The organism is Mumia flava (assembly GCF_002797495.1).
In the GTDB taxonomy this organism is placed as follows: domain Bacteria; phylum Actinomycetota; class Actinomycetes; order Propionibacteriales; family Nocardioidaceae; genus Mumia; species Mumia flava.
Genome location: NZ_PGEZ01000001.1, coordinates 1,163,283 through 1,187,826 on the forward strand (window position 1 = coordinate 1,163,283; position 24,544 = coordinate 1,187,826).

The 24,544-nt window shown below is 73.1% G+C and carries 24 protein-coding genes, 1 tRNA gene and 1 pseudogene; 4 read left to right on the forward strand and 22 right to left on the reverse strand.

The genetic code is table 11. The annotated features are described in order from the left end of the window. Nucleotide 1: 1 nt before the first annotated feature. From CLV56_RS05480 to rsmI, 11 genes are all read right to left on the reverse strand, one after another. Nucleotides 2–916, reverse strand: a complete 915-nt coding sequence (locus CLV56_RS05480; RefSeq protein ID WP_039342946.1) for a 4-(cytidine 5'-diphospho)-2-C-methyl-D-erythritol kinase — start codon at nucleotides 914–916, stop codon at nucleotides 2–4. A 23-nt stretch (nucleotides 917–939) separates the two neighbouring features. After that, on the reverse strand, nucleotides 940–1,824 hold the full coding sequence (gene rsmA, locus CLV56_RS05485; RefSeq protein WP_170224740.1) for a 16S rRNA (adenine(1518)-N(6)/adenine(1519)-N(6))-dimethyltransferase RsmA: 885 nt from the start codon (nucleotides 1,822–1,824) through the stop codon (nucleotides 940–942). Further along, nucleotides 1,785–2,897, reverse strand: coding sequence for a resuscitation-promoting factor (locus CLV56_RS21345; RefSeq protein WP_211287985.1), 1,113 nt, complete (start codon nucleotides 2,895–2,897; stop codon nucleotides 1,785–1,787). The genes rsmA and CLV56_RS21345 overlap by 40 nt, the downstream gene beginning before the upstream one ends. A 109-nt stretch (nucleotides 2,898–3,006) precedes the next feature. Next, a complete protein-coding gene (locus CLV56_RS05495) occupies nucleotides 3,007–3,846 on the reverse strand; it encodes a TatD family hydrolase (RefSeq protein WP_039342948.1) in 840 nt (279 codons plus the stop codon). Further along, on the reverse strand, nucleotides 3,843–5,684 hold the full coding sequence (metG, locus tag CLV56_RS05500) for a methionine--tRNA ligase (protein WP_039343067.1): 1,842 nt from the start codon (nucleotides 5,682–5,684) through the stop codon (nucleotides 3,843–3,845). Before metG ends, CLV56_RS05495 begins: the two co-directional genes overlap by 4 nt. Nucleotides 5,685–5,694: 10 nt before the next feature. Further along, the gene (locus CLV56_RS05505; protein WP_100414510.1) at nucleotides 5,695–6,837 is read right to left on the reverse strand and encodes a hypothetical protein; all 1,143 of its coding nucleotides are present in this window, start codon (nucleotides 6,835–6,837) and stop codon (nucleotides 5,695–5,697) included. Beyond that, a complete protein-coding gene (locus CLV56_RS05510; RefSeq protein ID WP_100414511.1) occupies nucleotides 6,834–8,000 on the reverse strand; it encodes a sulfotransferase family protein in 1,167 nt (388 codons plus the stop codon). Before CLV56_RS05510 ends, CLV56_RS05505 begins: the two co-directional genes overlap by 4 nt. Nucleotides 8,001–8,120: 120 nt before the next feature. Beyond that, entirely contained in the window at nucleotides 8,121–9,296 is a 1,176-nt protein-coding gene (locus CLV56_RS05515) for a hypothetical protein (RefSeq protein WP_100414512.1), read from the reverse strand. Continuing rightward, nucleotides 9,293–10,444: a hypothetical protein gene (locus CLV56_RS05520; protein WP_100414513.1), complete on the reverse strand. Its 1,152-nt coding sequence runs from the start codon at nucleotides 10,442–10,444 to the stop codon at nucleotides 9,293–9,295. Before CLV56_RS05520 ends, CLV56_RS05515 begins: the two co-directional genes overlap by 4 nt. 99 nt (nucleotides 10,445–10,543) lie before the next feature. Then, a complete protein-coding gene (locus CLV56_RS05525) occupies nucleotides 10,544–11,686 on the reverse strand; it encodes a hypothetical protein (RefSeq protein WP_039342950.1) in 1,143 nt (380 codons plus the stop codon). 37 nt (nucleotides 11,687–11,723) lie between these two features. Next, entirely contained in the window at nucleotides 11,724–12,557 is an 834-nt protein-coding gene (rsmI, locus tag CLV56_RS05530; RefSeq protein WP_245857628.1) for a 16S rRNA (cytidine(1402)-2'-O)-methyltransferase, read from the reverse strand. Between the two features lie 179 nt (nucleotides 12,558–12,736). On the opposite strand from rsmI, the gene CLV56_RS05535 reads away from it, so the two are divergent. Together CLV56_RS05535 and CLV56_RS05540 are read left to right on the forward strand one after the other, a co-directional pair. Further along, nucleotides 12,737–13,999 (forward strand): YncE family protein, encoded by a 1,263-nt coding sequence (locus CLV56_RS05535; protein ID WP_039342954.1) that lies wholly within the window; start codon nucleotides 12,737–12,739, stop codon nucleotides 13,997–13,999. A gap of 42 nt (nucleotides 14,000–14,041) precedes the next feature. Continuing rightward, nucleotides 14,042–15,706, forward strand: coding sequence for a dolichyl-phosphate-mannose--protein mannosyltransferase (locus tag CLV56_RS05540; RefSeq protein WP_039342956.1), 1,665 nt, complete (start codon nucleotides 14,042–14,044; stop codon nucleotides 15,704–15,706). A 92-nt stretch (nucleotides 15,707–15,798) separates the two neighbouring features. On the opposite strand, the gene CLV56_RS05545 is transcribed toward CLV56_RS05540, so the two are convergent. From CLV56_RS05545 to CLV56_RS05555, 3 genes are read right to left on the reverse strand one after another with little or no spacing between them, the layout of a single operon-like run. Then, nucleotides 15,799–16,626 carry an aldo/keto reductase gene (locus CLV56_RS05545; RefSeq protein ID WP_039342957.1) on the reverse strand — a complete coding sequence of 276 codons (828 nt, stop codon included), beginning with the start codon at nucleotides 16,624–16,626 and terminating at the stop codon, nucleotides 15,799–15,801. 42 nt (nucleotides 16,627–16,668) lie between these two features. Further along, the gene (locus CLV56_RS05550) at nucleotides 16,669–17,133 is read right to left on the reverse strand and encodes an SRPBCC family protein (RefSeq protein WP_039342959.1); all 465 of its coding nucleotides are present in this window, start codon (nucleotides 17,131–17,133) and stop codon (nucleotides 16,669–16,671) included. Between the two features lie 9 nt (nucleotides 17,134–17,142). Continuing rightward, on the reverse strand, nucleotides 17,143–17,688 hold the full coding sequence (locus CLV56_RS05555; RefSeq protein WP_039342961.1) for a CGNR zinc finger domain-containing protein: 546 nt from the start codon (nucleotides 17,686–17,688) through the stop codon (nucleotides 17,143–17,145). 25 nt (nucleotides 17,689–17,713) lie between these two features. On the opposite strand from CLV56_RS05555, the gene CLV56_RS05560 reads away from it, so the two are divergent. Continuing rightward, nucleotides 17,714–17,935 (forward strand): hypothetical protein, encoded by a 222-nt coding sequence (locus tag CLV56_RS05560; RefSeq protein ID WP_039342964.1) that lies wholly within the window; start codon nucleotides 17,714–17,716, stop codon nucleotides 17,933–17,935. A gap of 62 nt (nucleotides 17,936–17,997) precedes the next feature. Here CLV56_RS05560 and CLV56_RS05565 read toward each other — a convergent pair. From CLV56_RS05565 to CLV56_RS20805, 7 genes are all read right to left on the reverse strand, one after another. Next, nucleotides 17,998–18,070: transfer RNA gene (locus CLV56_RS05565), tRNA-Ala, on the reverse strand. A 56-nt stretch (nucleotides 18,071–18,126) separates the two neighbouring features. After that, nucleotides 18,127–19,182: a divisome protein SepX/GlpR gene (gene sepX / locus CLV56_RS05570; RefSeq protein WP_039342966.1), complete on the reverse strand. Its 1,056-nt coding sequence runs from the start codon at nucleotides 19,180–19,182 to the stop codon at nucleotides 18,127–18,129. 81 nt (nucleotides 19,183–19,263) lie between these two features. Further along, a complete protein-coding gene (locus CLV56_RS05575; RefSeq protein ID WP_245857631.1) occupies nucleotides 19,264–19,824 on the reverse strand; it encodes a GNAT family N-acetyltransferase in 561 nt (186 codons plus the stop codon). Nucleotides 19,825–19,865: 41 nt separating this feature from the next. Beyond that, nucleotides 19,866–20,360, reverse strand: coding sequence for a MogA/MoaB family molybdenum cofactor biosynthesis protein (locus CLV56_RS05580; RefSeq protein WP_039342970.1), 495 nt, complete (start codon nucleotides 20,358–20,360; stop codon nucleotides 19,866–19,868). Then, nucleotides 20,357–20,848, reverse strand: a complete 492-nt coding sequence (gene moaC, locus CLV56_RS05585) for a cyclic pyranopterin monophosphate synthase MoaC (protein WP_039342972.1) — start codon at nucleotides 20,846–20,848, stop codon at nucleotides 20,357–20,359. The genes CLV56_RS05580 and moaC overlap by 4 nt, the downstream gene beginning before the upstream one ends. Further along, nucleotides 20,848–22,068, reverse strand: coding sequence for a molybdotransferase-like divisome protein Glp (gene glp / locus CLV56_RS05590; protein ID WP_039342974.1), 1,221 nt, complete (start codon nucleotides 22,066–22,068; stop codon nucleotides 20,848–20,850). Before glp ends, moaC begins: the two co-directional genes overlap by 1 nt. Before the next feature lie 10 nt (nucleotides 22,069–22,078). Next, nucleotides 22,079–23,464, reverse strand: a complete 1,386-nt coding sequence (locus CLV56_RS20805; RefSeq protein WP_039342975.1) for a UTP--glucose-1-phosphate uridylyltransferase — start codon at nucleotides 23,462–23,464, stop codon at nucleotides 22,079–22,081. Nucleotides 23,465–23,494: 30 nt separating this feature from the next. On the opposite strand from CLV56_RS20805, the gene CLV56_RS20810 reads away from it, so the two are divergent. Continuing rightward, nucleotides 23,495–24,058, forward strand: coding sequence for a 5-formyltetrahydrofolate cyclo-ligase (locus CLV56_RS20810; protein ID WP_039342976.1), 564 nt, complete (start codon nucleotides 23,495–23,497; stop codon nucleotides 24,056–24,058). 189 nt (nucleotides 24,059–24,247) lie between these two features. Here the strand turns inward: CLV56_RS20810 and CLV56_RS21200 are convergent. Further along, nucleotides 24,248–24,451, reverse strand: a pseudogene (locus CLV56_RS21200) (GIY-YIG nuclease family protein); the annotation flags it as partial. Nucleotides 24,452–24,544 lie beyond the last annotated feature (93 nt).

Consider the following 24,544-nt stretch of genomic DNA (forward strand, 5'->3'; position numbering starts at 1 on the left):
CTCAGACCAGGTGCGCGCCGTGCTCGGGCGCATCGGCCTGGACGGCGTCCGCGCACGTCCCCGAGGCGAGCAGGGCCCGTGCGATCTCGGCGGCGTGCTGTCCGTCCTCGGCCAGCACCATCACCGTGGGTCCCGACCCGGAGACCAGCGTGCCGAGCGCCGAGGCGTCCTCGGCGACCTCGAACACGTCGGCCAGCTCGGGTCGCAGCGACAGCGCCGGGTCCTGGAGGTCGTTGGTGAGGGCGCGCCCGAGCCGGGGCGCATCACCCGCCGCCAGCGCGGACAGCAGCGCGGTGGGGACCTCGGGCTCGGCGACGTCCTCGCCGTGCAGCCGGTCGAACCGGGCGTAGACCTCGGCCGTCGACAGCCCCTGTCCCGCGATCGCGAAGACCCAGTGGAACCGGCCGCGCGCGAGCACCGGGCTGACCTCCTCGCCGCGCCCGCCGCCGAGCGCCGTCCCGCCGTGCAGGAGGAACGGCACGTCCGATCCGAGCGTCGCCGCGATCGCCTCCAGCTCGGAGCGGGGGGTCGCCAGGCCCCACAGCGCGTCGCACGCCACGAGGGCGGCAGCGGCGTCCGCGGACCCGCCGGCCATCCCGCCCATCACCGGGATCGACTTGCGGATCGACAGCGCCGCGCCGTCGGTGGTGCCGGCGGCCTCGCGGAGCGCGAGCGCGGCACGGACCGCGAGGTTGTCGGCGTCGACCGGGACGAGGCCCGACTCCCGGCTGCGGTCGGCGTCGAGGTGCACGGTCACGGTGACCCCGTCGTCGTCGACCGCGGTGGCACGGACCTCGTCGCACAGGTCGACCGCCTGGTAGACGGTCGCGAGCGGGTGGAAACCGTCGGCCCGGCGGGGACCCACCCCGAGGCACAGGTTGATCTTCGCGGGGACCCGCGCCGTCACGCTACGCACCGGATCAACCTATCGGTCGCCGCTCAGGCCAGGGCACGGGTGATCGCGACGTACGCCGCGAGGTCGAGCTGCTCACCGCGGGCCTGCGGCGACACCCCGGCCGTGCGGAGGGCCGCCTCGGCCGCGTCGGCGCCGCCGGCGATCCCCGCGAGGGCGCTGCGCAGCGTCTTGCGGCGCTGCGCGAACGCCGCGTCGACCACGGCGAAGACGCGGGCGCGGTCGGCGTCCGCGGGCGGTTCGTGATGGGTCCAGGCCACGAGTCCGGAGTCGACGTTCGGGGCCGGCCAGAAGACGTTCCGGCCGACGCGTCCCGCCGGCCGCAGCTCCGCGTACCAGGCGGCCTTGACCGACGGCACCCCGTACGTCCGGGAGCCGGGCGCGGCGGTCAGCCGGTCGGCGACCTCGGCCTGCACCATGACCAGCCCGTGCCGCAGCGTCGGGACGGTCTCGAACAGGTGCAGCAGCACGGGGACCGAGACGTTGTACGGGAGGTTGGCGACCAGCGCCGTCGGCGCCGGACCGGGGAGCTCGGTGACCCGGAGGGCGTCCGCGCTCACGACGTGCAGGTCGTCGGCGCGGACGGGGGCGTGCTCGGCGACGGTCGCCGGGAGCGCCGCGGCGAGCCGCTCGTCGACCTCGACCGCGACGACCGAGCGCACGGTCTCGAGCAGCGCGAGCGTCAGGGACCCGAGGCCGGGGCCGACCTCGAGCACGACGTCGTCGCCGTCGACGCCGGCGGCGCGGACGATCCGCCGGACCGTGTTGGCGTCGATGACGAAGTTCTGGCCGCGCTTCTTCGTCGGGGCGACGCCGAGCTCCTCGGCGAGGCGACGGACGTCACCCGCGCCGAGGAGCCGGACGTCGGTGCTCAGGTGGGGAGCCCCAGCTGAGCGGCGCAGTGCGGCCACGAGCCGTAGCTGCCGCCGTTGGCGTCGCGGAGCTTGGTCGCCACCGCGATCTGCTGCTCCCGCGAGTTCTCGTGCGGGTAGCCCTGGCCGCCGTACGCCTGCCAGGTGCTGAGGTTGAACTGCAGGCCGCCGTAGTAGCCGTTGCCGGTGTTGATGCTCCAGTTGCCGCCGGACTCGCACTGGGCGAGCTGGTCCCACACCGAGTTGCCGCCGGGGTCGACCGAGGGGGTGGACGGCTCGGACTTGGTGCCGTGGCGCTCGATCTGGGCGCGGGGCTTGCTCAGCACGACGGTCTTGACGACCTCACGGCTTCGCACCTTGCCGTCGGCACGGATGATCTCGTACGTGACGCGTGCCTCGCCGGTCCGTCCCTCGCGGACGACCTTGACCTTGCCCTCGGCCATCGAGTCGTCCTCGCGGACCTTGGTCCGGTAGTCGATCGCCTCGGTCTTGGTCTTGGTCTTCTTCGCGATCCGGACGACCTTGACCTTCATGCCGTCGGTGACCTGCTTGCCGAGCCGCGGCTTGACCTCGTCGAGCTTGCCGAGCGTGATCCCGATGCCGTTCAGGGCGTCGCGGACCGTCGCGCCGGGCGTGAAGACCTTCCGCTTGGCGCCGTCGGCGACGAGCGTGATCTGGTTCGGGTTGGTGATCTCGAGCGTCAGACCGTCGCGGGGCAGGCTCGCGCTGCGACTCGTGGAGAGCTCGGCCTGGGCGTGCGGACGGATCCCGAGCTGGGCGAGCGCGTCCTCGACGTTGAGCGCGGTGGTCCAGTAGGACTGCTCGTCGCCGTCGATGGCGACGACGAACTGGCGGGCGTACTGCACCGTCACCTTCGTGCCGTCGCTGATCGAGGAGTCGGGCGAGGGCGCGACCACGTCGCGGGAGCCGGTCTCGATCCCTTCGTCGTCGAGCACGTCGCTGACGGTGCCGCCGAACGTACGGATCTGCTCGGCCTTGCCGTCGATGCTGAGGGTGATGGTCTTGCTGGCCGCGGTGTAGGCCAGGACGCCGGCCACGATCGCGGCGACGACGGTCGCGCTGAGGGCGGCGACGACGAGTCGGGAGCGCACAGAAATACCTCGGGGGCGGGGGACACAGAACTCCGGGCACCTTAACCAGATCGTGACCAAAAGCCCAAACCTGTGTGACCTGGGTCACATCAGGCTGGTACGGGCTGCGCTACCAGGCGCCACCGAAGGCGGCGTCGGTGTTGGCGTCGATCGCCTCGCACAGCGGCTCGACGTCGACCCCCAGCACCTGCGCCATCGCCCGGACGGTGTGCGGCACGAGGTACGAGGCGTTCGGGCGCCCGCGGTGGGGCGTCGGCGTCAGGAACGGCGCGTCGGTCTCGACCAGGACGCGGTCCAGCGGCGTCACGGCCAGCGCGTCGCGGACCGGCTGGGCGTTCTTGAACGTGACCGTGCCGGCGTAGGACAGCCAGAACCCGCGCTCCACGCACGCCCGGGCGAAGTCCGCGTGGCCGGAGAAGCAGTGCATCACGGTGCGCTCGGGAGCGCCGACCTCGTCGAGCACCTCGAGGACGTCGGCGTGCGCGTCACGGTCGTGGATCACCAGCGTCTTGTCGTGCCGCTTGGCCAGCTCGATGTGCGCGCGGAAGGACGCGTGCTGGGCCGCCCTGCCCTCCTCCCCCGTACGGAAGTAGTCGAGCCCCGTCTCGCCGACCGCCCGCACCCGCGGTCCGGAGACCACGAGCGACTCGATCTCGGCCAGCGCGTCGTCGAGCATCCCCTCCGCGGCGAGCCGCGGCGCCTCGTTCGGGTGCAGGGCCACCCCCGCGACCAGCGCGTCGTGCGTCTCGGCCGCCTGCACCGCCCAGCGCGCGCCCGGCAGGTCGCAGCCGATCTGCACGATCCGCGGCACCCCGACCGACGCAGCGGTCGCGATCGCCTCGGCGACCTCGAGCTGCTCAGCGGAGTCGTCCATGTCGAGGTGGCAGTGGTTGTCCACCACCGGGTGCGGGAGCGGCTCCGGCACCGGCGGGCGTTCGGTGCGACTCATCCGACGGCGGTCTCCTCGGTCTCCACCGGCGCCCAGGCCGGCCCGGTCTCGGCGAGCGAGGCGTCGAGCTTCGCGAACAGCGGGCTCGGCTTGGACAGCGCGGTGCCGGCGACGATCTCCGTACGGCCCCAGTGCGCCTGCTCCGCGGCGTAGTCGCCGGTCAGCACGGGGTAGGAGCGGCCCGCCTCGGGGACACCCACCCCGACCGGGTCCGCCGCGAGGTCGTCGGTGACCTCGCGGATCTGAGGCTGCGCCGCCCAGGTCCCCGTCCCTCCGAGCGTCTCGAAGACCCGCTGCGCCGCGTGCGGCAGGAACGGCGTGAGCAGGGTGTTGGCGTCGCTGACCACCTGCAGAGCGGTGTGGAGGACGGTCGCCTGACGCTCACGGTCGTCCTTCAGCTTCCATGGCTCGGCGTCGGAGAGGTAGCGGTTCGCGGCCGTCACGACGCGCATCGCCTCGGTCACGGCCTGCTTGAAGCGGCTCCGCGCCAGCAGCGCGCCGACGACCTCGAACGCCTCCGCCGCGGTCGCCAGCAACGCCTCGTCGGCCTCCGTCCGGGACCCGGGCTCCGGGATCGCGCCGAAGTTCTTGTGCGCCATGGAGACGGAGCGGTTGACCAGGTTGCCCCACTCGTTCGCGAGCTCGAAGTTGGTCCGGCGGACGAACTCCTCCCAGGTGAAGTCGGCGTCGGAGTTCTCCGGGCCGGCGACTGCGATGAAGTAGCGCAGCGCGTCCGGGCCGAAGTCGCGCAGGAAGTCGCGGACGTAGATCACGCGTCCACGGCTGGTCGAGAACTTCGAGCCGCTCATCGTGAGGTACTCGCTGGAGACCACCTCCGTCGGCAGCTCGAGCGCGCCGAACGCCCCGGGCTCGCCGCCCTTGCTCCCGCGACCGGAGTAGCCGAGCAGCTCGGCCGGCCAGATCTGGGAGTGGAACGTGATGTTGTCCTTGCCCATGAAGTAGTACGAGCGCGCCTGCGGGTCGCACCACCAGTCCCGCCACGCCTCCGGGTCCCCGCTGCGCGCCGCCCACTCCACCGACGCCGACAGGTAGCCGATCACCGCGTCGAACCACACGTACAGGCGCTTGTCCGCGCGGTCCTGCCAGCCCTCGAGCGGGACCGGGACGCCCCAGTCGATGTCGCGGGTGATCGCGCGCGGCTTGAGGTCGTCGACGAGGTTGAGGCTGAACTTCAGGACGTTCGGGCGCCACTCGGTGCGGGTCCGGAGCCACTCGGTGAGCGCCTCGGCCAGCGCGGGGAGGTCCAGGAAGTAGTGCTCGGTCTCGATGAACTCCGGCGTCTCGCCGTTGATCCGGCTGCGCGGCTCGATCAGGTCGGCGGGGTCGAGCTGGTTGCCGCAGTGGTCGCACTGGTCGCCGCGCGCACCGTCGTACCCGCAGATCGGGCAGGTGCCCTCGATGTAGCGGTCCGGGAGCGTCCGCCCCGTCGACGGGCTGATCGCGCCGGTCGTGACCTTCGGCACGACGTAGCCGTTGCGGTGCAGGCTGCGGAACATCTCCTGCGCGACCGCGTAGTGGTTGCGGGTGGTCGTGCGGGTGAACAGGTCGTACGACAGCCCGAGCCCCTGGAGGTCCTCGACGATCACCCGGTTGTAGCGGTCGGCGAGCTCGACGGCCGTCGTGCCCTCGGAGTCGGCCTGCACCAGGATCGGGGTGCCGTGCTCGTCGGTCCCCGACACCATCAGCACCCGGTCGCCGATCATCCGGTGGTAGCGGGCGAAGACGTCGGAGGGGACTCCGAACCCGGACACGTGACCGATGTGGCGCGGGCCGTTGGCGTAGGGCCAGGCGACCGCGGTGAGGACTGTCGAGGACATGGCCTCCATCCTAGGTGCGGCCACCGCGGGCGTAACGGCGTGCCCGCACAGCGTCCAGGACGTCGCCCGGACGCATCCCGACCACCCGCCGGGCGGCTGCCCGCCACCCGCGCTCCGGCCGGTCGCGGTCCGCCTCGACGACACCGGCCACGGCCCGCGCGACCAGGTCGGGTGTCACCGGGGGCGGCTCGCTGATCCTGCGGGCGGCCTGGTCGCCCGGCGGCGGGACCACGAGCGCGTCCAGGTCGCCGATCACCGCCACGCCGCTCTGGCGCACCCCGCGCACGATCCGGCGGCTGCGCCGACGCAGCCGCCGCAGCGCCCACGCCGGCAGCGGCGGTCGTACGGCGTCCGGCGGCGGCTCCGCCGCCTTCAGCGCACGGACGGCGCCGAGCCGGACCAGCCGCCGGTAGTCGCGCGGGTCCCCCTCACCCGCGCGGAAGGACCGGTTGAACCGCCGGAGCAGCTCGGCCTCGGCCCAGGTCAGGGAGCGGTTCTGCCGGTCGGCCTCCGGGACGAGGGTGTGCGCGGGAAGCCCGACCATCGCCTCGAAGGTCCGCAGCAGCGCCGACGGGTCGCCGTCGTCGACGACCACGACCCGCACCCGGTCCGCCCCGACCTCGTCGGCCCAGCGACGGACGACGACGTCGTGACGGTGGCGGCGCCAGAAGCTCGGCGTCCGCTGGCGCTTCGACCGGCCGAGCACGCCCCGCAACCAGCGCTGCCAGCTGATGCCCGACCCGTTCTGGACGTACTGCTGCCACTGCGAGGCGGCGATCCGGTCCAGCCGGCGCAGGGTGACGACGACGTGCACGCGCTCGCGCCCGAGGTCGTCGACGATCCGCCGCACGGCCGCCGGGTCGGCGTCGGAGAGGAACTCGTTCGAGACCACGACCCGGCCGCGTACGCGGGTGCGGGCGGCGAAGCGCCGCCAGGTCCGCATCGACGTCGGCGGGTCGCCGGTCATGCGACCGCGTCCGGTGATCGCGGCGACCGCCTCGATCGGCGTGCGCGACCGGCCCGGGTACGCCACCCCGTACCCCGCGAGGTCGTCGCGCGCGGTGAAGAAGGCGCTCTGCACCGCCGTCGTGCCGGTCTTGTGCGGCCCGACGTGCAGGAGCAGGCTGCCCTCGGGCAGGAGGTCGTCGCTCATCGCCTCGCGAGCCGACGCCGCATCCGCTTGCGCGCGAGCGTGACCAGGTCGCGGGTCGGGGTCTGCCGGACCGTCCGCCAGGCCCGGCGTGCCTTCGCGTCCGTCGCCGGGACCCCCGTCTGCGCGATCGCCCCGGCGAGCGCCAGCGCGGCCACCTCCGCGGAGACGGCACGGTCGTCGTCGGTCTGCGGCTCGGCCGGCACGACCGGCCCGGCGAGCAGACCGTCGAGGTCGCCGACGACACGGACACCGCTGGCCCGGAGATTGTCGACGACCTCCTGGCTCAGCTCGGCGATCCGCTCCTGCGCCCAGGTCGGCGTCACGATCTTGGGCTCGGATCGGTCGGGCTGGCGCGTCCGCAGGTTGCGGACGACGCCGTTGCGCAGGTAACGGAAGTGGACGTCGGACGGCCAGTCCGAGGCCTTGTAGATCCGGTTGAACTCGCGGACGATCTCGATCTCGGCGAGCGTGAGGGACCGGTTGGACAGGTCGTCCTGGAGCGCCAGCGTCCCGTCCGGGAGTCCGACCATCGCCTCGAAGACCCGCAGCACCATCGCGTGGTCGCGGGAGTCCAGCACGACGACGGTGACGTTCTCCTCGCCGACCTCCGCCGCCCATCGCGCGGCGAGCCGGTCGTGGTGGTGGCGGGTCCAGAACGTCGGGGTCAGGCCCTTCGGCGGCGACGGCGAGAACATCGCCTCGAGCCAGTCGTCGTACGCGATGGCGTAGCCGGTCTGCACGTACTGCTGCCACTGCGAGGGGATCAGCTTGTCCAGCGGCCGCAGGGTCAGCACGACGTGCTGGTGCCCGCCGATCTGCTCGGTGATCGACCGGACCCGCGGCGGCTTGGCCTGCGCGAGGTACTCGCTGGAGAACACGACTCGCTGGTCGGCCGCCCCGTGGATGTCGGTGAGCAGCTCGGCCCACGCGTCCTGCTGCGGCTCCGGCCCGCCCAGGAAGCCCTTGCCGCCCACCGCGGCGATCGCCGCGAGCATCTCGTGGCGACGCGTCCCGGCGTAGTGCACGCCGTACGGAGCCAGACGTGGGCGCGCCTCGTGGAAGGCGGCCTGGAGCGAGGTGGTCGCCGTCTTCGGAGGACCGACGTGGATCAGCCGCGTCCCCTCGGGCAGCAGGAGCCCGTCGGGCGGCAACAGGTCACTCACGCGTGGCACTCCTCGGTCAGGTCAGCGCGCCCCGCGGTGCCGGACGGCACACCGTCCGGCCACGGACGCGCCCACAGACTACAACGCGTCCCGTGGGCCTCCGCGCAGCCGCGACGACGCTCACCGCCGCAGGGCACGGGTGCCGGCTCGCGGCAGCCGCGCGACGATCTCGCGGACCAGCTGCGCGGTCGTCAGGTCCGCCGGCCGCCGGCCGCTGCTCCGGGTGCCGTCGTCGTCCTGCGGCGCCGCCACCAGCGGCTGTCGTCCGTCGGCGAGCACGGCCTCGACCACGGCACCGACACCCTGGGCGACCGCGACGGGCGTCGTCGACGCGGCGGACTCGTCCAAGGCGCCCGGGCTCGCCGCGCGCACCGAGTCCGGGCTGATCAGCAGCGATGCGGGATCGCCCACGACCCGCACCCCGAGCCCGAGCAGCGCGTCGTGCTGCTCGGAGGCGGCGGCGACGACCTGGGGCACGAGCTCGGCCGGGAACGGCGTGCTCCCGCCCGTACCGCCGGTGCGCAGCCCTCGGGTCGCGCCGCCGCGGACCAGCCGTGGGTACGACGCCGCGCGCCACCGTCCTCGGTAGGCGATCTCGTTGAGCCGCCTCAGCACGACCGCCTCGCCGTACCCGAGGGCGGGGTTGTCCGGCGCCCCGCGGAGCGCGAGCGTCCCGGCGGGCAGGCCGGTCATCCGCTCCAGGACGTCGAGCAGCCACCGACGGTCGGTCTCGTCGACGACGACCACGGTGACGTTCTCGGGTCCGAGCACGTCGGCCCAGAGCCGGGTCCCGGACGCGTACCCCTGGCGGTCCCAGAACCGGTCCGTCGGGTCCGAGAGCACCTCGCGCACCCACTCCACGTACGGGGTGCGCCCACCGTTGACCATGGTCTGCTGCCACCGCGAGGGCAGCACCCGGTCGAGCCGCCGCGCCATCCGCACGACGTGCACACGCTCGCCGAGGTCGTCGCGCATCCGCCGCACCGCCTCGATCCGTGCCCCTGCGAGGGTCTCGCTGGAGATCACGACCCGCGCGTCCCCGTACGACGCGACGTCGGCCGCGAACCGCCCCCATGCGCCCGACGGCGGCGGCCCGGACCCGTAGCGGCCGCGGCCGCCGACGAGCTCCTGCACCGGGCGGTACGGCTGGGGTCCCGTGCCGGCGTAGACGACGCCGTGCTCGGCGGCGGCTCGGCGGTTGTCGTGGAAGGCCCGCTGGATCGCGGTGGTGCCGGTCTTGTGCGGACCGACGTGGACAAGCCGGGTGCCTTCCGGAAGCAGCAGGTCGTCGGTCATCGCCGGCCCAGCCGCCGCGCGGCCCTGCGTCGGAGCTCGCCGACCAGGGCGCGTCCGGAGACCGAGCCGAGGTCGGGCCCTGCGCTCGACGCGGAGCCGCCCGTGGCACGGGACGCGATCGTCTCGCCCGCGAGGGCGAGCGCGGCGGACCAGCGGGCCGCCAGCTCAGGGGGGACGGTGACCGGTGCCGAGTCGGGCGCCTCCGTCCTCGGCGCGAGGTGGGTCACGTCGCCGACGACCCGGGCGCCCGACGCGGCGATCGCGTCCGCCATCTGGCTCCCGACCTCCTGGGCACGATCGAGAGCCCACTGCGGCGTCGCGACCTTGGGCTCCTCGGAGACGTCGCGCGCCTTGAGGTGGGCCTCCGCGCCGGCGCGGAGCAGGCGGTAGTGCCACGGCCCGGAGACCCCGGCGGCCTTCGACTGCCGGTGGTAGCGGCGCAGCAGCTCGGCCTCCGGCCCGGACAGCGAGCGGTTCAGCCGGTCCGGTCGGGGCACGAGGGTGCCGCCCGGGAGCCCGAGCATCGACTCGAACGTCGACGTCAGCATCCCCCGGTCGGCCGGGTCGAGCACGACCACGGTCACGGCGTCGGGACCGACCACGTCGGCCCACCGGCGGACCAGCAGGTCGTGGCGGTGCGGCATCCAGAACCCGTGCGGGTCCTGGGTGCCGGCGTCGTAGGCGTCGAAGACCTGGCGCAGCCAGGCCCCGTAGCGCGGCATCGTGCCGCGCAGGACGTTCTGCTGCCACTGCGAGGCGAGGATCGTGGTGAGCGGCCGCAGGGTGACGGCGACGTGGATCCCGTCGGGTCCGAGGTCGTCGACGACGCGCCGGACCACCTCCGGACGTGCCTGCGAGAAGCTCTCGCTGCTGATCACCCCGCGCTTCGTGCCCAGTCGCTGCGACTGCCGGACCAGCCGCTCCCATCGACGCTGCGCTCGCGCGGCGTCGTGGTAGCCACGCAGCCGCCCCGTCGCGTACAGGACGGCGGCCGACTCGTGCGGCCGGTCGCCCAGGCGGACCACGCCGTTCTGGGCCAGCACGGGGCGCGCTTCGTGCAGCGCGGACTGGAGCGCCGTGCTGCCGGTCTTGTACGGCCCGACGTGCACCAGGCGGGCCCCGGGCGGGATGAGCAGGTCGTTCGACATCGTGGAGGGCCTCGGAGCGGTGACGGGGCGCCGTGACGAGGTCTGAGGCGCCGTGGGGACGAGGGAGAGGCTACACGCCGCGCCCGCGCGCCCGCGGGGTCAACCGCGCACCCGCCGTACGGCGCGCCGCAGCCGCTGCGGCACCCGTCGCCGCAGACCCGAGCCCCGCCCGACGGCCGTGGTGCCCCGGCTCTCGCGCCGCTCCACCCGGCGGCCCGACTCCGCCATCGCGAGCGCCAGCCGCGCCGCCGCCTCCACCGGCAGGGCGGTCACCGACGCGGACGGCCGCTCCACCTCCGGGGTGGACAGCACGGACAGGTCACCGACGACCCGGGCCCCGCTCGCCCGGAGCCCCGCGACCATCTCCGCGCCGATCTCGGCACTGCGGTCCAGCGCCCACTGCGGGGTGACGATCGCGGCCTCGTCAGGTCCCGGCCGACGCTTCTTGACCTCCGCGAGCGCACCCGGGGTGACGATCGCGCTCCAGCCCGTCCGGCCGGGCCCGTGCTTGCGGAACCGCCGGCTGAACGCCTGGAGCATCGCGGCCTCGGCGGCCGTCAGCGACCGGTTCGCGCGGTCGGACCGCAGCTCCAGGGTCCCCGTGCGCAGACCCAGCAGCGCCTCGAACGAGCGCGGCAGCGCCCCGTGGTCGGACGGGTCGACGACGACGATCGTCATCCGGTCGGACCCGACGACGTCGGCCCACCGCGCGACCAGCTCGTCGGAGCGGTGCCGGACCCAGAAGCTCGGGTTGGTCCGCCCGCCGTCGAGCGTGTTCTTCAACCAGCGCTCGTACGGGATGGTCAGGCCGCGCTGGACGTACTGCTGCCACTGCGACGGCAGGATCCGCGACAGCGGCCGCAGGGTGACGACGACGTGGGCCCGCGGGCCGCCGAGGTCGTCCACGATCCGTGCGACCTGCTCACCGCGGGCGTCGGAGAGGAACTCGCTGCTCGTCACGCTCCGGCGCCCACCGGTCTCGCGCGCCTGCCGGACGATGCCGTTCCACAGTCGCTCCCCCCGCGCCGGATCCTGGTGGCGGAGCAGCCGGTCGGTCACCCAGCGGTACCCGGCGGCGTCGTGGCGCGTCCGGCCCAGCAGCTGCACCCCCTGGGCGGCCAGGTCGTCGCGCGCCGCGTGCATCGCGGACTGCAGGGCGGTGCTCCCGGTCTTGTGCGGTCCGATGTGCACCAGGCAGGTGCCTGCGGCGAGCTCGAGCGACCCGTGCGCGTCGTCGGTCATCGACGGTCTCCAGTGGCTGTCGGGGTTGGCGGCGGTCTCAGCCGTGGGCGACGTCGAAGACGACACGACGGCGCACGCCCGTCTCGGCCGCGACCTGCGCGACGGCGTCCTTGCGGGACAACCCGCCTTCCTGCGCCGCCTCGACCATCGCCCTGAGGTCCTCGGCAGCGTACTCCCGCGCCGGGGCACCGCCGACGACCACCGTGATCTCACCGCGGACCCGCTCCTCGCCGTCGGCGGGCTCCGCCCACGCAGCCAGCTCTGCGAGCGGACCCCGGCGGACCTCCTCGTACGTCTTGGTGAGCTCACGGCAGACCGCGGCCGGCCGGTCGGCGCCGAACGCCTGCACCATCGCCGCCAGGGTCGCCGCCGTACGGTGGGGCGCCTCGAAGAACACCATCGTCCGCGGCTCGTCCGCCAGCGCGGCGAAGGCGCGGTCGCGCTCGCCGCTCTTGCGCGGCGGGAAGCCCTCGAACGTGAAGCGGTCCACCGGCAGTCCGGACACCGCGAGCGCGGCCAGCGCGGCCGACGGGCCCGGCGCGCTCGTGACCTCCAGGTCGGCCGCCGCCGCCGCAGCGACCAGGCGGTAGCCGGGGTCGGACACGCTCGGCATGCCCGCGTCGGTCACCAGGAGCACGGTCCGGCCGGCCTCGAGCTGCGCGACCAGCTCGGGCGTACGGCGCGCCTCGTTGCCCTCGAAGTACGAGACGACGCGACCGCCGATCTCGACGCCGAGGTCGGCAGCCAGCCGACGGAGGCGCCGGGTGTCCTCCGCGGCGACCACGTCGGCGTCGGCGAGCAGCGTGCGCAGGCGGGCCGAGGCGTCGGCGGGGTTCCCGATCGGGGTCGCAGCCAGCACCAGCACCCCCACAGCGTACGGGTGGTCCCGCTCGGCCCGTCCCGTCCGGGCCGGCGCGACCCGACGCTTGCGGATTAGGACATGCGTCCAATAACCTCAGGTGTCACCGACGTTTGTCGCTGCACTCGGGCGCACTCGACGCTCCCTCCCGTCGGCCAGGACACCCGTCCCGACCTGAACGGAGCACCGACATGACCACGTCCACCAGGAGACGCCGCATCGCGGCGGCCGTCGCCACGCCCCTGCTCGCGGGGGCGCTGGCCGTCGCGCCCGCCGACGCCTCGACACCGACCGAGCCCGCACCCGGACTCCAGGAGGTGATGCTCGTCGGCAACAACTGGGACGGCACCGCCACCGTGATCGAGTCGGTCGGCGACTTCGCGCAGATCGGCCGGATCAACCTGATCCCGGACAAGAAGAAGCGGCTCACCGAGATCTACCTGAACCCGATCCGGCTCGCGTTCTTCCTGGGCATCCGGGAGACCGTCGGCGAGGGCAACGACCAGTTCGTCGACGACATGTACTCGACGCCCGACGGGTCGGCGATCGTCGTCTCGCGGCCGAGCTTCGCCGACGTCGCCTCGATCGACGCGACCACCGGGAAGCTCAACTGGCGGTTCAAGGTCGACGGCTACCGCGCCGACCACATGGCCGTCTCGCCCGACGGGACCGAGGTCGCCGTGTCCGCGTCGACCGGCAACGTCGTCCACGTGCTCGACATCATGACCGGCGCCGAGATCGGCAGCTTCGAGACCGGCGACAAGCCCCACGAGAACGTCTACTCCGCGGACGGCCGCCACCTGTGGAACATGTCGATCGGCGAGGTGAACAACGACTTCGACGCCCCGTTCCTCGACTTCCTCAAGGGTGACCGCAAGATCACCGTCGCCGACACCGAGACCTTCGACGTCGTCCGGACGATCGACATGCGCGACCGGCTCGACGCCTTCGGCCGCAAGAAGACCTCGGACGCGGTCAGGCCCGTCGCGTTCACGCCGGACGAGTCGACGCTGTACTTCCAGGTGTCGTTCTTCAACGGCTTCTACGAGTACGACGTCGCGTCCGACCGGATCACCCGCGAGAAGGTCCTGCCGGAGAACCCCGCGACCGACGACGACCGGACGACGTTCGTGAACGACTCGCGCCACCACGGGATGTCGATGAGCCCGGACGGGTCGAAGCTCTGCATCGCCGGCACGATGGACGACTACGCCACGGTCGTCGACCGGGAGACGCTCCAGGAAGGCCCGCTGGTCCCCGCGGCCAAGCCGTACTGGGCGACGGTCAGCGGTGACGGGACCGCATGCGTGATCTCGGAGAGCGAGGCCGACCAGGTCACGGCGATCGACTTCGCCACCGGCGAGAAGATCGTCTCGGTGCCGGTGGGCAACCACCCGCAGCGGGTCCGCGTCGCCGTCCTGCCGGCCGGCTGGACCTCCCCGACGGCGGGCTGAGGTGCGCGGTCACGGTCGCGGCACGCGGGCTAGGGTGGCCGCGTGTCGGCGACCGTGACCCCGGAGCGCGCGGCGCTGGGCCGCGACCGGACCGGCGCCGCGCTGCCGACGATCGCCGAACGCTTCCGGCCCCGGATCGCCGACGCGCCGCGGGTCGTCGGGTGGCTCGCACCCCTCGCGGTGGCTCTGCTCGCGTTCGCCGCCCGCGTGTGGCGCCTCGAGTACCCGTCGCGGCTCATGTTCGACGAGACGTACTACGCGAAGGACGCGTGGTCGCTGCTGCACTTCGGCTACGCCCAGGACTGGGTGGAGAACGCCAACAGCCAGGTGGAGTCCGGCACGGTGACCGGGCTGTGGACCGGGGAGCCGACCCAGGTCGTCCATCCCGAGGTCGGCAAGTGGATGATCGCCGTCGGCGAGCACCTGTTCGGGATGAACGCCTTCGGCTGGCGGATCTCGGCGGCCGTGGTGGGCGCCCTGACCGTGCTGGTGCTGGCCCGGATGGTGCGCCGGATGACCGGTTCGACGTTCCTCGGCTGCCTCGCCGGGCTGCTGCTCGCCGTCGACGGCGTCCACCTGGTGATGTCGCGGATCGCGCTGCTCGACGTGTTCCTGGCGTTCTGGCTGGTGTGTGCGATGGCGTGCGTCGTCGCGGACCGCGACTGGGGACGTGTCCGGCTCGCCCGGGCGTACCCGACCAGCCAGGACATCGCCGGCTTCGGTCCGGTCCGCTCGCTGCTGCTGCGGCCGTGGCGGCTCGCGGCCGGCGTCTGCTTCGGGCTCGCGATCGGGACGAAGTGGGGCGCCCTGTACGTGCTCGCCGCCGTCGGTGTCACGGTCTGGATCCTGGATGCGCTCGACCGGCGCGCGATCGGCGTACGGCGGGTGTGGTGGCGCTCGATGCTGTCCGACGGCCTTCCCGCGTTCGTGTCGCTGGTGGTCGTGGCCCTGGTCGTGTACGTCCTCACGTGGATGGGGTTCCTGATCCACCATGACGTCTTCGCGGCGCGCTTCGGCCACGGGTACGGCGACGAGGCGCCGTGGGGGTCGTACGTCGACTCGCCGACGGGCGGGCTCTTCGGGCCGGTCGTCGACTCGCTGCGCTCGCTGTGGAACTACCACCAGATGGTCTACGCCTTCCACACCGGCGACTACCTCGCGGGCAAGACCCACCCGTACCAGTCCGACCCGTGGGGCTGGCTCCTGCTGAACCGCCCGGTCGGAGTCGACGTCCAGAACGACCTCGCCGCCTCCACCGCCGGCTGCTCCGCGACCGGGGACGAGACGTGCCTGCGGCAGGTCCTCATCCTCGGGAACCCGGCCGTGTGGTGGGGCGGCGCGGCTGCGCTGGCGGCGTCGGTGTGGTTCTGGATCCGTGACCGCGACTGGCGCTACGCGCTGCTGCTCGTGGTCGTGGCGGCGGCGTGGCTGCCGTGGTTCATGTATGACGACCGGCCGATCTTCCTGTTCTACGCGACCGCGTTCATCCCGTTCACCTGTGCGGCGATCGCGCTGGTCGCCGGTCGACTGCTGCGGTCGTCCCGGGATGCCCGGACGGTTGTCGGCCGTAATGCCGCGCCGGTCGCGCTCGGGGTGTACGTCGCTGCGGTCGCGGCCTGCTTCGCGTTCTTCTTCCCGATCTGGACCGACATGATCATCGAGCACGCGGAGTGGCTGCAGCGGATGTGGTTCTCGCGCTGGATCTAGCTCGCGAGTCACCCGCGGCGTGGTCGCGAGTCAGTCCTGGCGCCCTCGCGAGTCGCCCCTGGCGCCGCGGGTCATCCGTGCGCGCTCGCGGGCTAGAACTCCTCGTGCTCGTCGGGGTCCCCGCCGACGCGCGCCTGCGGACGGTCGCCGATCTGCGCCATCTCGGACTCGGACAGCCGGAACGAGAACACGTCGAGGTTCTGCGCCTGCCGCTGCGGGTCCGACGACTTCGGGATCGGGATGGTCCCGCGCTGCACGTGCCACCGCAGCACGACCTGCGCCGGCGTGACGCCGTGCTGCTGTGCGATCGCGTCGACGGTCGGGTCCGCCAGCAGGTCGGTCTTGCGTCCCAGCGGACTCCACGCCTGTGTCACGACTCCACGCTCGGCGTCGGCCGCACGCATCGCGGTCTGGGCGAAGTACGGGTGCAGCTCGATCTGGTTCACGGCCGGCTCGACCCCGGTCTCCGTCACGATCCGGTCGAGGTGGTCGGCCGTGAAGTTCGAGACCCCGATGCTGCGGACCAGCCCGTCGTCGCGCAGCATGATCATCGCCCGCCACGAGTCGACGTACTTCTCGATCCGCGGGAGCGGCCAGTGGATCAGGAACAGGTCGACGTACTCCACCCCGAGCCGCTCCCGCGACTCCGCGAACGCCCGCAACGTCGACTCGTACCCCTGGTCGTAGCCGCGCAGCTTGGTGGTGAGAACGATCTCCTCGCGCGGGACCTCTGACGTCGCGATCCCCTCGCCGACCCCGGCCTCGTTCCCGTACTTGGCCGCCGTGTCGATCAGCCGGTAGCCCGTCTCGATCGCGCCGCGCACCGCGCTCGCGGCCTCGCGGTCGTCCATCGGGTACGTCCCGAGCCCGATCGCCGGGAGCTCGTGGCCGTCGTTCAGCGTGATCGTCGGAGCACTCATGCCTCCGAGCCTCGCACCGAGACGCCGGTCCCGCTCGCGGGATCAGACCAGGAGCTCCTCGATCCGGTCCAGCGCGGCCCGGGCGTACCCGGACCACATCCGCGCGAACACCGGACGCGCCGCCGCGCCGATCTGCCCGGCCGGCCGCACGACCCACGACCACGTGATCCGGACCCCGGTCCCCGCCGGCTCGAACCGCCACTCGCCGTCGACCGAGGCGATCAGCCACGCCATCGGACCGCTGACGTCGTCGAGGTGGTAGCCGAACGCCGTCGGCGGATCGAGGCTCGTGAGCGTCTCGCGCACGGCGTTCCCGTCGGCCAGCCGGATCCGGCGAACCTGGCCGGGCGTCCCCCACTCGCCCTCCTGGTCGACATCGAGGATCGGGCCGATCGCGCCGTAGCGGTGCGCGAACAGATCGGTCAGCGGCAGCGGCAGCACCGCCGCGTACGTGTCGGTGACCGGCAGCGGGTACGTGCGGGAGCGTCGCAGCGTGAACTCGGGCATGCGCCGACGTTAGCGGCCCGGCGACCGCGTGCGCTCGCGGTGGCGCCGGACGGCGGCGCGGTTCGCGCAGCGCACCGAGCAGAACCGCTGCCGCCCGTTGCGCGTGACGTCGACGACCACCGCGCGGCAGGGGTCGCCGGGAGCCGACCCGGCCTCGCAGCGGCGCAAGCGGTGCATCCCACGGGTCGTCAGGTGCAGGGCCGTCCCCACGCTGATCACCGCACGCAGCACGTGCGGGAGCGCGTCGTTGCGATCGCGGTAGTGCAGGTGCCAGCCCTCGTCGTCGTGGTCGGTCATCCGTGGGTACGCCGCCGCGGACGCCATCACCGCGTTCAGCAGCTGCGCACGCTCGTCGGGCTCGTCGGCATCCACCACGCCCAGCCACTCGTCGATCACCGTCCGGACGTCGCGATGGTCGTCCGGGCCCTCGGAGAACGCCAGCGTCATCCCGAACTCACGGGTGCGGGCCTCGATCCCACGACGGTCGTCCGGCCAGTCGTTCGCCAGTGACGCAGCGAGCAGGACCGCGTACTCGCCGTAAGGGTTGAGATGCACAAGACCATTACAGCACGCTGGAGGCATGCACACCAGAGAGCGCCCGCAGCAGCCGCCCGCACCGCCCGAGCCCCACCCCCACGCGTGGGTCGTCGAGTCGCAGCACCCGACGTCGGACGGGTACGTCGTCTACGTCCGCTGCATCACGTGCGGCCGCCGTCGCGTCGACGTCCAGCCCGACGAGTACGCGGCCGCACGACCGCTGACACGGGAGATCGGCGCGATCCGCAGCGCCGGCAGCACCTGAGACGCACGAAGGCCGGACCCGACGGGATCCGGCCTTCGTCGATCTCGCGCGAGATCAGCGGGTGGAGCTACGGGGATTCGAACCCCGGACCTTCTCATTGCGAACGAGACGCGCTACCAACTGCGCCATAGCCCCAAAGCACGTCCGAGACTACCACGCAGCCCGACCGCCTCAAGCGTGGGGGGCCGCCCTCAGTCACCGACCGCGCGCCGCGCCTCGCGGGCTGCGTCACGGTCGTCGGAGGACTCGTCGGACGACGTGAACTCGACCGTCCGTACGGTCCTCGCCGCGGGCTTCGTCACGTAGGTCGGGAGGGTCACGGGGACGGGATCCCACAGCGTCGTGCCGGTCGTCGTGGTCACCGCGACCGCGTCGACGATCTGCTGATCGAGGTCGCCCTCGCGCAGCGGCTGCTCCTCCATCACGTTCTTGCGCGGCGGCTCGATGTCGCCGATCTGGCCCGACAGCACCACGGTCGCTTCGTCGTCGGGATCGACGGCCAGCGCGGCCGTGCCAGGGCGACGCGCCTTCGGCTGCTTCGCGACGGGCTTCTTCGACGGGGGCCTCTTCGACGACGGCGTCCTCGACCGCGGCTTCTGCGCGGGTCGCCCGGCACGCGGGCGCGCCGTGATGCCGCGCTCCTGCCGCACCATCACCCGGCACAGCACCAGCCAGGCCACGACCAGCCCGGACGGGATGGCCACCGACCACGGGAGCAGGACGCCCGTGCCTGCGAGCACCCCCACGACGAGCGTCGCGAGGAGCAGCACGCCGAGCACCCGGCGTCGCCGACGGGCCGCACGCCGTGCGGCGGCGCGGTTGCGCGGGCGGGGCCGCGGGGTCGTCGTCGCGGTGGACGCCACCGGGGCCCGGGCCGCGTCGGACCCCTCCGTGCTGTCGGGGGCGTCGGACTCGTCGCCCTCCTCGGCGACGGCCTCGTCCGCCGCCTCCGGCTCGCTCTCGTCCGCGTCCGGCGCGCCGGAGTCGGCCTCAGCGGTCTCGTCGGTGACCGGCGGCGCGGGCTGGTCCTGCACGCGCTCCACCGCGAGCGAACGGGAGGCGCTCGCCGGCGCGTCCGCACCGTCGTCGGCCTCGTCGTCGCGGCGGTGCGTCAGCACCCGCAGCGCATGGGAGAACGTCGTGATCGAGCCGTCGCGGGTCGCCTCCTCGTGCCGTCGCAGCGCGAGCGGCACGCCGTACGCCACCCAGACGGCGATCACGGCTGCGAAGATCAGGCCCGTACCCACGGACAGAACGGTACGTGTCGCGCGCCCTCGTCCCGCTCTTCTCGCTCGGTGTGTCGCAACCTCCGCCGAGCCGCCGCGCGCTCAGCGCTCGACCGGGTGCGCATCCACGCGGCCGACGAGACCCCCGGGTCCGACGTCCTCGGCCGTCGCCGCGAACAGCACGTGGTCGCGCCACGCACCGTCGATGTGGAGGTACCGACGCGCCAGCCCGACCCGCTCGAGCCCCAGCTTCTCGACGACCCGCAGGCTCGAGCGGTTCTCCGGCCGGATCGCGATCTCGATCCGGTGCAGGCCCACGGTCTCGAAGCAGTGGTCCATCGCCATCGCGACCGCCAGCGTGGTGATCCCACGCCCGGCGTACGGGCGCGCGACCCAGTAGCCGATCTGAGCCCACCGCGCCGATCCCCAGGTGATCCCGGAGACGGTGACCTGGCCGACCATCCGCCCGTCCCAGGTCGAGACGAACGGCAGCGAGCGGCCCTGAGCAGCCTGGCGCCGCAGGGCGCGGACCATCGAGCGGTAGGAGCGAGCGGAGTACTCGGCACCGGGCGGCATCGTCGCCTCCCACGGCCCGAGCCAGGTCGCGGACTCGCGCCGCAGCTGCGCCCACACCCGGACGTCGCCGCGGGTGATCGGCCGCAACCCGACCCGTCCGTGCGCCAACGTCGCCGGCCAGCCCCCGGTCAGGATCCACCGTCCTGTCCCCGCGGGTGGTCGCCGCCCGCGACCTGGTCCACCGCGTGCCGCAGGATCGGCTCCAGGACCGCGAGACCGTCGCGCACCCCGCCGGACGACCCGGGCAGGTTCACGATCACGGTCCGGTCGGCGACTCCGGCGACGCCCCGCGACAGCGCCGCGGTGGGCACCCCCTGCGCCACCCCGTACGCCCGGATCGCCTCGGCGATCCCCGGGATCGCGCGCTCGATCACGTACCCGGTCATCTCCGGCGTCTGGTCCGTGGGGCTGATCCCGGTCCCGCCGGTCGTCAGCACCACCTCGTAGCCCACGTCGACGGCCTCGCGCAGCGCCTCCTCGACCGGCAGCCCGTCGGGGACGACGAGCGGGTCGTCGACCTCGAACCCCCAGCCCCGCAGCGCCTCCACGATCAGCGGGCCACCGGTGTCGGCGTAGACACCGGCCGCCGCACGGTTCGAGCAGGTCACCACGAGCGCCTTCACAACGACCAGTCCCCGCTCTTCCCGCCGCTCTTCGACGTCACCGTCACGTCGGTCACGACCGCGTGCTTGTCGACCGCCTTGGTCATGTCGATCACCGTCAGCGCGGCCACGCTGACCGCGGTCAGCGCCTCCATCTCCACGCCCGTACGGCCGGTGGTGCGGACCGTCGCCGCGATGTCCACGCCCGCGTCGACGACCTCCAGCTCCACCTCCACGCCACTGATCGGGAGCGGATGGCACAGCGGGACCAGGTCCGGGGTCCGCTTCGCAGCCATGATCCCCGCGACCCGGGCTACCCCGAGCGCATCGCCCTTGGGGACGTCGCCGGATCGCAGCAGCGACACCACCTCCGCGGACAGCCGGACCCGGCCGCGCGCGGTCGCGACCCGCTTCGTCACGTCCTTCTCGGACACGTCGACCATCCGGGCCGCACCCGACTCGTCGACGTGCGTGAGACGCGGCTCGGCGGGCTGGCTGCCGGCCGACATCAGAACTCCCGGTCCAGCACGAGGACCCTCGCCGTGTCCCCGACGTGCAGGGCGGTCTCGTCCTCCTCGATCACGACCAGGCAGTTCGCCCGGGCGAGACCCGCGACCAGGTGCGACCCCGGTCCGCTGACCGGCGTCACCCGAGCGCCGCGCTGGGACACCTCGAACCATCCGCGGAGGTACTGGCGACGACCCGCGGGCGAGCGCAGCTCCTCGGTCAACGTGGCCTGCACCATCGGTCGGCGGTACGGCAGCATCCCCATCATCCGCCGGAGCATCGGCAGGACGAAGACCTCGAACGACACGTACGACGAGACCGGGTTGCCGGGCAGCGTGACGATCGGCGTACGGTCCTCACCCACCGTGCCGAAGCCCTGCGGCTTCCCCGGCTGCATCGCGACCTCGCAGAACTCGACCGAGCCGAGATCGGCCAGCGCCGCCTTGACCACGTCGTAGCTGCCCTTGCTGATCCCGCCGCTGGTGACGACCAGATCCGCCCGCACGAGCTGGTCACCGAGCAGGTCGGCGAACTCGCGCGGATCGTCCGACGTGATCCCGACGCGGTACGAGATCGCGCCCGCCGCCCGCGCACACGCCGCGAGCATGTAGCTGTTGCCGTCGTAGATCGAGTCGTAGTCGAGCCGGGCCCCGGGCTCGCGCAGCTCCGAGCCGGTCGAGATCACCACGACCCGCGGTCGGGGGCGCGCGCGCAGCCGTGGGAACCCCAGCGACGCGAGCAGCCCCACCTCACGCGGCCCGAGTGCCTTCCCGGCCTCGGCGACCACCTCGCCGGCCGCGACGTCCTCGCCGGCGGGCCGGACGTTCTCCCCGGCTCGCCGGGCCTGGTGGATGGCGACCGTCGCCTCGCCGCCGTCGGTGAGCTCGACCGGGATCACGGTGTCCGCGCCGGACGGCATCGGGGCGCCGGTCATGATCTTGATCGCCGTCCCCGACGTCAGCGCCGTCGGAGAGGACGAGCCGGCGGCCTGCTCCCCCACGACCGGCAGCTCGACCGGGTAGTCGCGGTTCGCGCCCTGCACGTCGGAGGCCCGGACCGCGTACCCGTCCATCGCGGAGTTCGTGAAGCGCGGCAGGTCGATCGGACTGACGACGTCGTCGACCATCGGCAGGCCCAGCGACTCCAGCAGCGGCTGCTCGTACGGCTGGAGCGGACCCACCAGCTCGAGCAGCGCCTCGAGGTGCTCGTCGACGGTACGCATGAGCGACAGCCTATGCGCCTGACAGCATCGTGCCGTCGTCGATCCGCCCGGCGCTCCCGGAGTCGGCGACCTCGACCTCCCCCACGACGCGCACGTCGGCGCCGAAGGTCCAGTCGCCGTCCACCGTGAACGAGCGGGCGTCGACCAGCGACGGCGGACCCGCCGGGAACCGCGCGTCGAAGTCCCCGATCAGCTTGTAGTGCGCCTTGTCGAGGCGCACGAGCGGCGCGTCGTCCTCGGCCGCGACCAGCCGCGCATCGTCGTCGAGACGGTAGAAGTCGGAGCGGACCAGCAGCAGGTCGTCGGTCGTCTTCACCGGCAGGAAGCGGTCACGCTCGACCTCGATCGCCGTGGCGCCGTCGAAGACCTGGACCGCCGCCCCCATCGCCGACTCGATCTGGATCACCTCGGGCGACGACGAGTCCGCCGGGTCGACCGTCTTGACGTTGCGGATCAGCGGGAGCCCCAGAACCCCGTCGTGCTCCTCGATCGCCGCCGCCAGCGCCTCCAGGTCGAACCACAGGTTGTTGGTGTGGAACCACCGGTGGCGCGTGATGTCGGCAGCCAGGTCGGCGTCCTCGGGCGGGGTCTGCGCCGTCTCGCGCAGCACCAGTCGACCGTCGGACTTGCGCCGCACGAGGTAGCCGCCCTTGACGTCCGCCGGGGTCCGCCGGCAGACCTCCGCGGCGTACGGCGCGCCCGACGACGCGAACCACCCGGCGATCCGCGGGTCCGGGTAGCCGCCGAGGTTGTCCGAGTTGGACATGCACAGGTAGCGGTAGCCGGCGTCGAGGAACGCCCGCAGAGCACCGGACGCGTCGAGCGCGGTGTACAGGTCGCCGTGGCCGGGAGGCGTCCACTCCAGCGACGGGTCGGCCGGCCACTCCACCGGCGTCAGGTCGTCGGACCGCAGCTTCGGCTCGCGGTTCTGCACGAAGTCCTGCGGCAGCCCGTCGACCGGGAGATCGGGGTGCCGTCCCAGCGCCTCCAGCGTGTCGTCGCGGGTGCGGAACGAGTTCATCAGCACCATCGGGAGGCTCACGTCGTAGCGCGTCCGGACCCGGCGTACCTGCTCCACCAGCACGTCGAGGAACGACTGGTCCCCCCGCACCGGGAGCAGCGACTTCGCCTTGTCCATCCCCATGGACGTGCCGAGGCCGCCGTTGAGCTTGCCGACCACGGTCTGCGCGAGGGCGTCGCGGGCCGTCGCCTCGTCGACGTCGATCTCGGCGAGTCTCGGCGGTGGATCCAACGGGTCGACGTCGGCCTCCGGGATCATCCCGGTCGCACCGGCCTCCAGCTCGCCGTAGTAGTGCGCGAACACCTCGATCGCCCGGTGCGGCACCCCGGCCGCCTCCATCTTCGCTCGCGCCGCTGCCAGCCCCTCCGCACTCATGTCGTTCATCGTAGGGAATACCGTCGGAGTGTGGAGACCAAGGACGAGCTGCGCACCTCGCTGCTGGCCCGGCGCACCACGCTCGGTCCCGAACGGGTCGCCGCCGACGCCGTCGGGCTCGCGGCCGGCGTCCGCTCGGTCCTCGCACCGACCACGCGGCGCGTGGCCGCGTACCTGTCGAGCGGCAGCGAACCTTCGACCCGCCCGCTGGTGGACACCCTGTGCCAGGACGGCATCGAGGTCGTCGTGCCCCGCGCGCTCGCCGTACGACGGACCGCGTGGGTGCCCTATCGCGTCGGCGGCGAGCTGCGCCGGGGCCGGTACGGCATCGACGAGCCCGTCGGGGATCCGCTCGCCGACGCTCTGGAGCGCGCCGACGCGATCATCCTTCCCGCGGTCGCGGTCGACGCGGCTGGTCGACGCCTGGGCCGCGGCGGCGGCTACTACGACACCACCCTCGCGGAGCTCGACCCCGCGGTGCTGCGGATCGCGCTCGTGCACGACCACGAGCTCGTCGAACGCGTCCCGGTCGACGACCACGACCAGCCCGTGCACGTCGTCGTCACCCCGCGCCGCGTCCTCGACCTCCGCTGACCCCCTCCCGCAGGTCGAGGCCGAACCGCCCCTCCCGCAGGTCGAGGCCGGACCGCCCCTCCCGCTGGTCGAGGCCGAACGGAGTGAGGATCGAGACCCGCCCGCTCGTCGCTCACCGGTACGGCGCCGAGCCAGCTCCTTCAACCTGCCGAAGTCGCCTCGCACGAGCGCCTCCCGCTTCGCACGCGACCACCGATGGATGCGCCGCTCCCACACGTACGCCTCCCCGATGCTCTCCGACTCCTGACACCACACCAGCCTGACCGGAAGGCGAGCGGAGGTGTACGTACCGCCGAACCCGGAGGTGTGCTGCTCGAGTCGGCTGTCGAGATCGCGGGTGCTGCCGACGTACAGCGTGTCGTCAGCGCAGCGGAGGATGTAGACCCAAGCCATGATGCTCGAGCATGGCGGTGACAGAGGGTCCGGGACCGGTTGTCCACAGGCGGGGTCTCGATCCTCACTCCGCTCGGCCTCGACCGGCGGGAG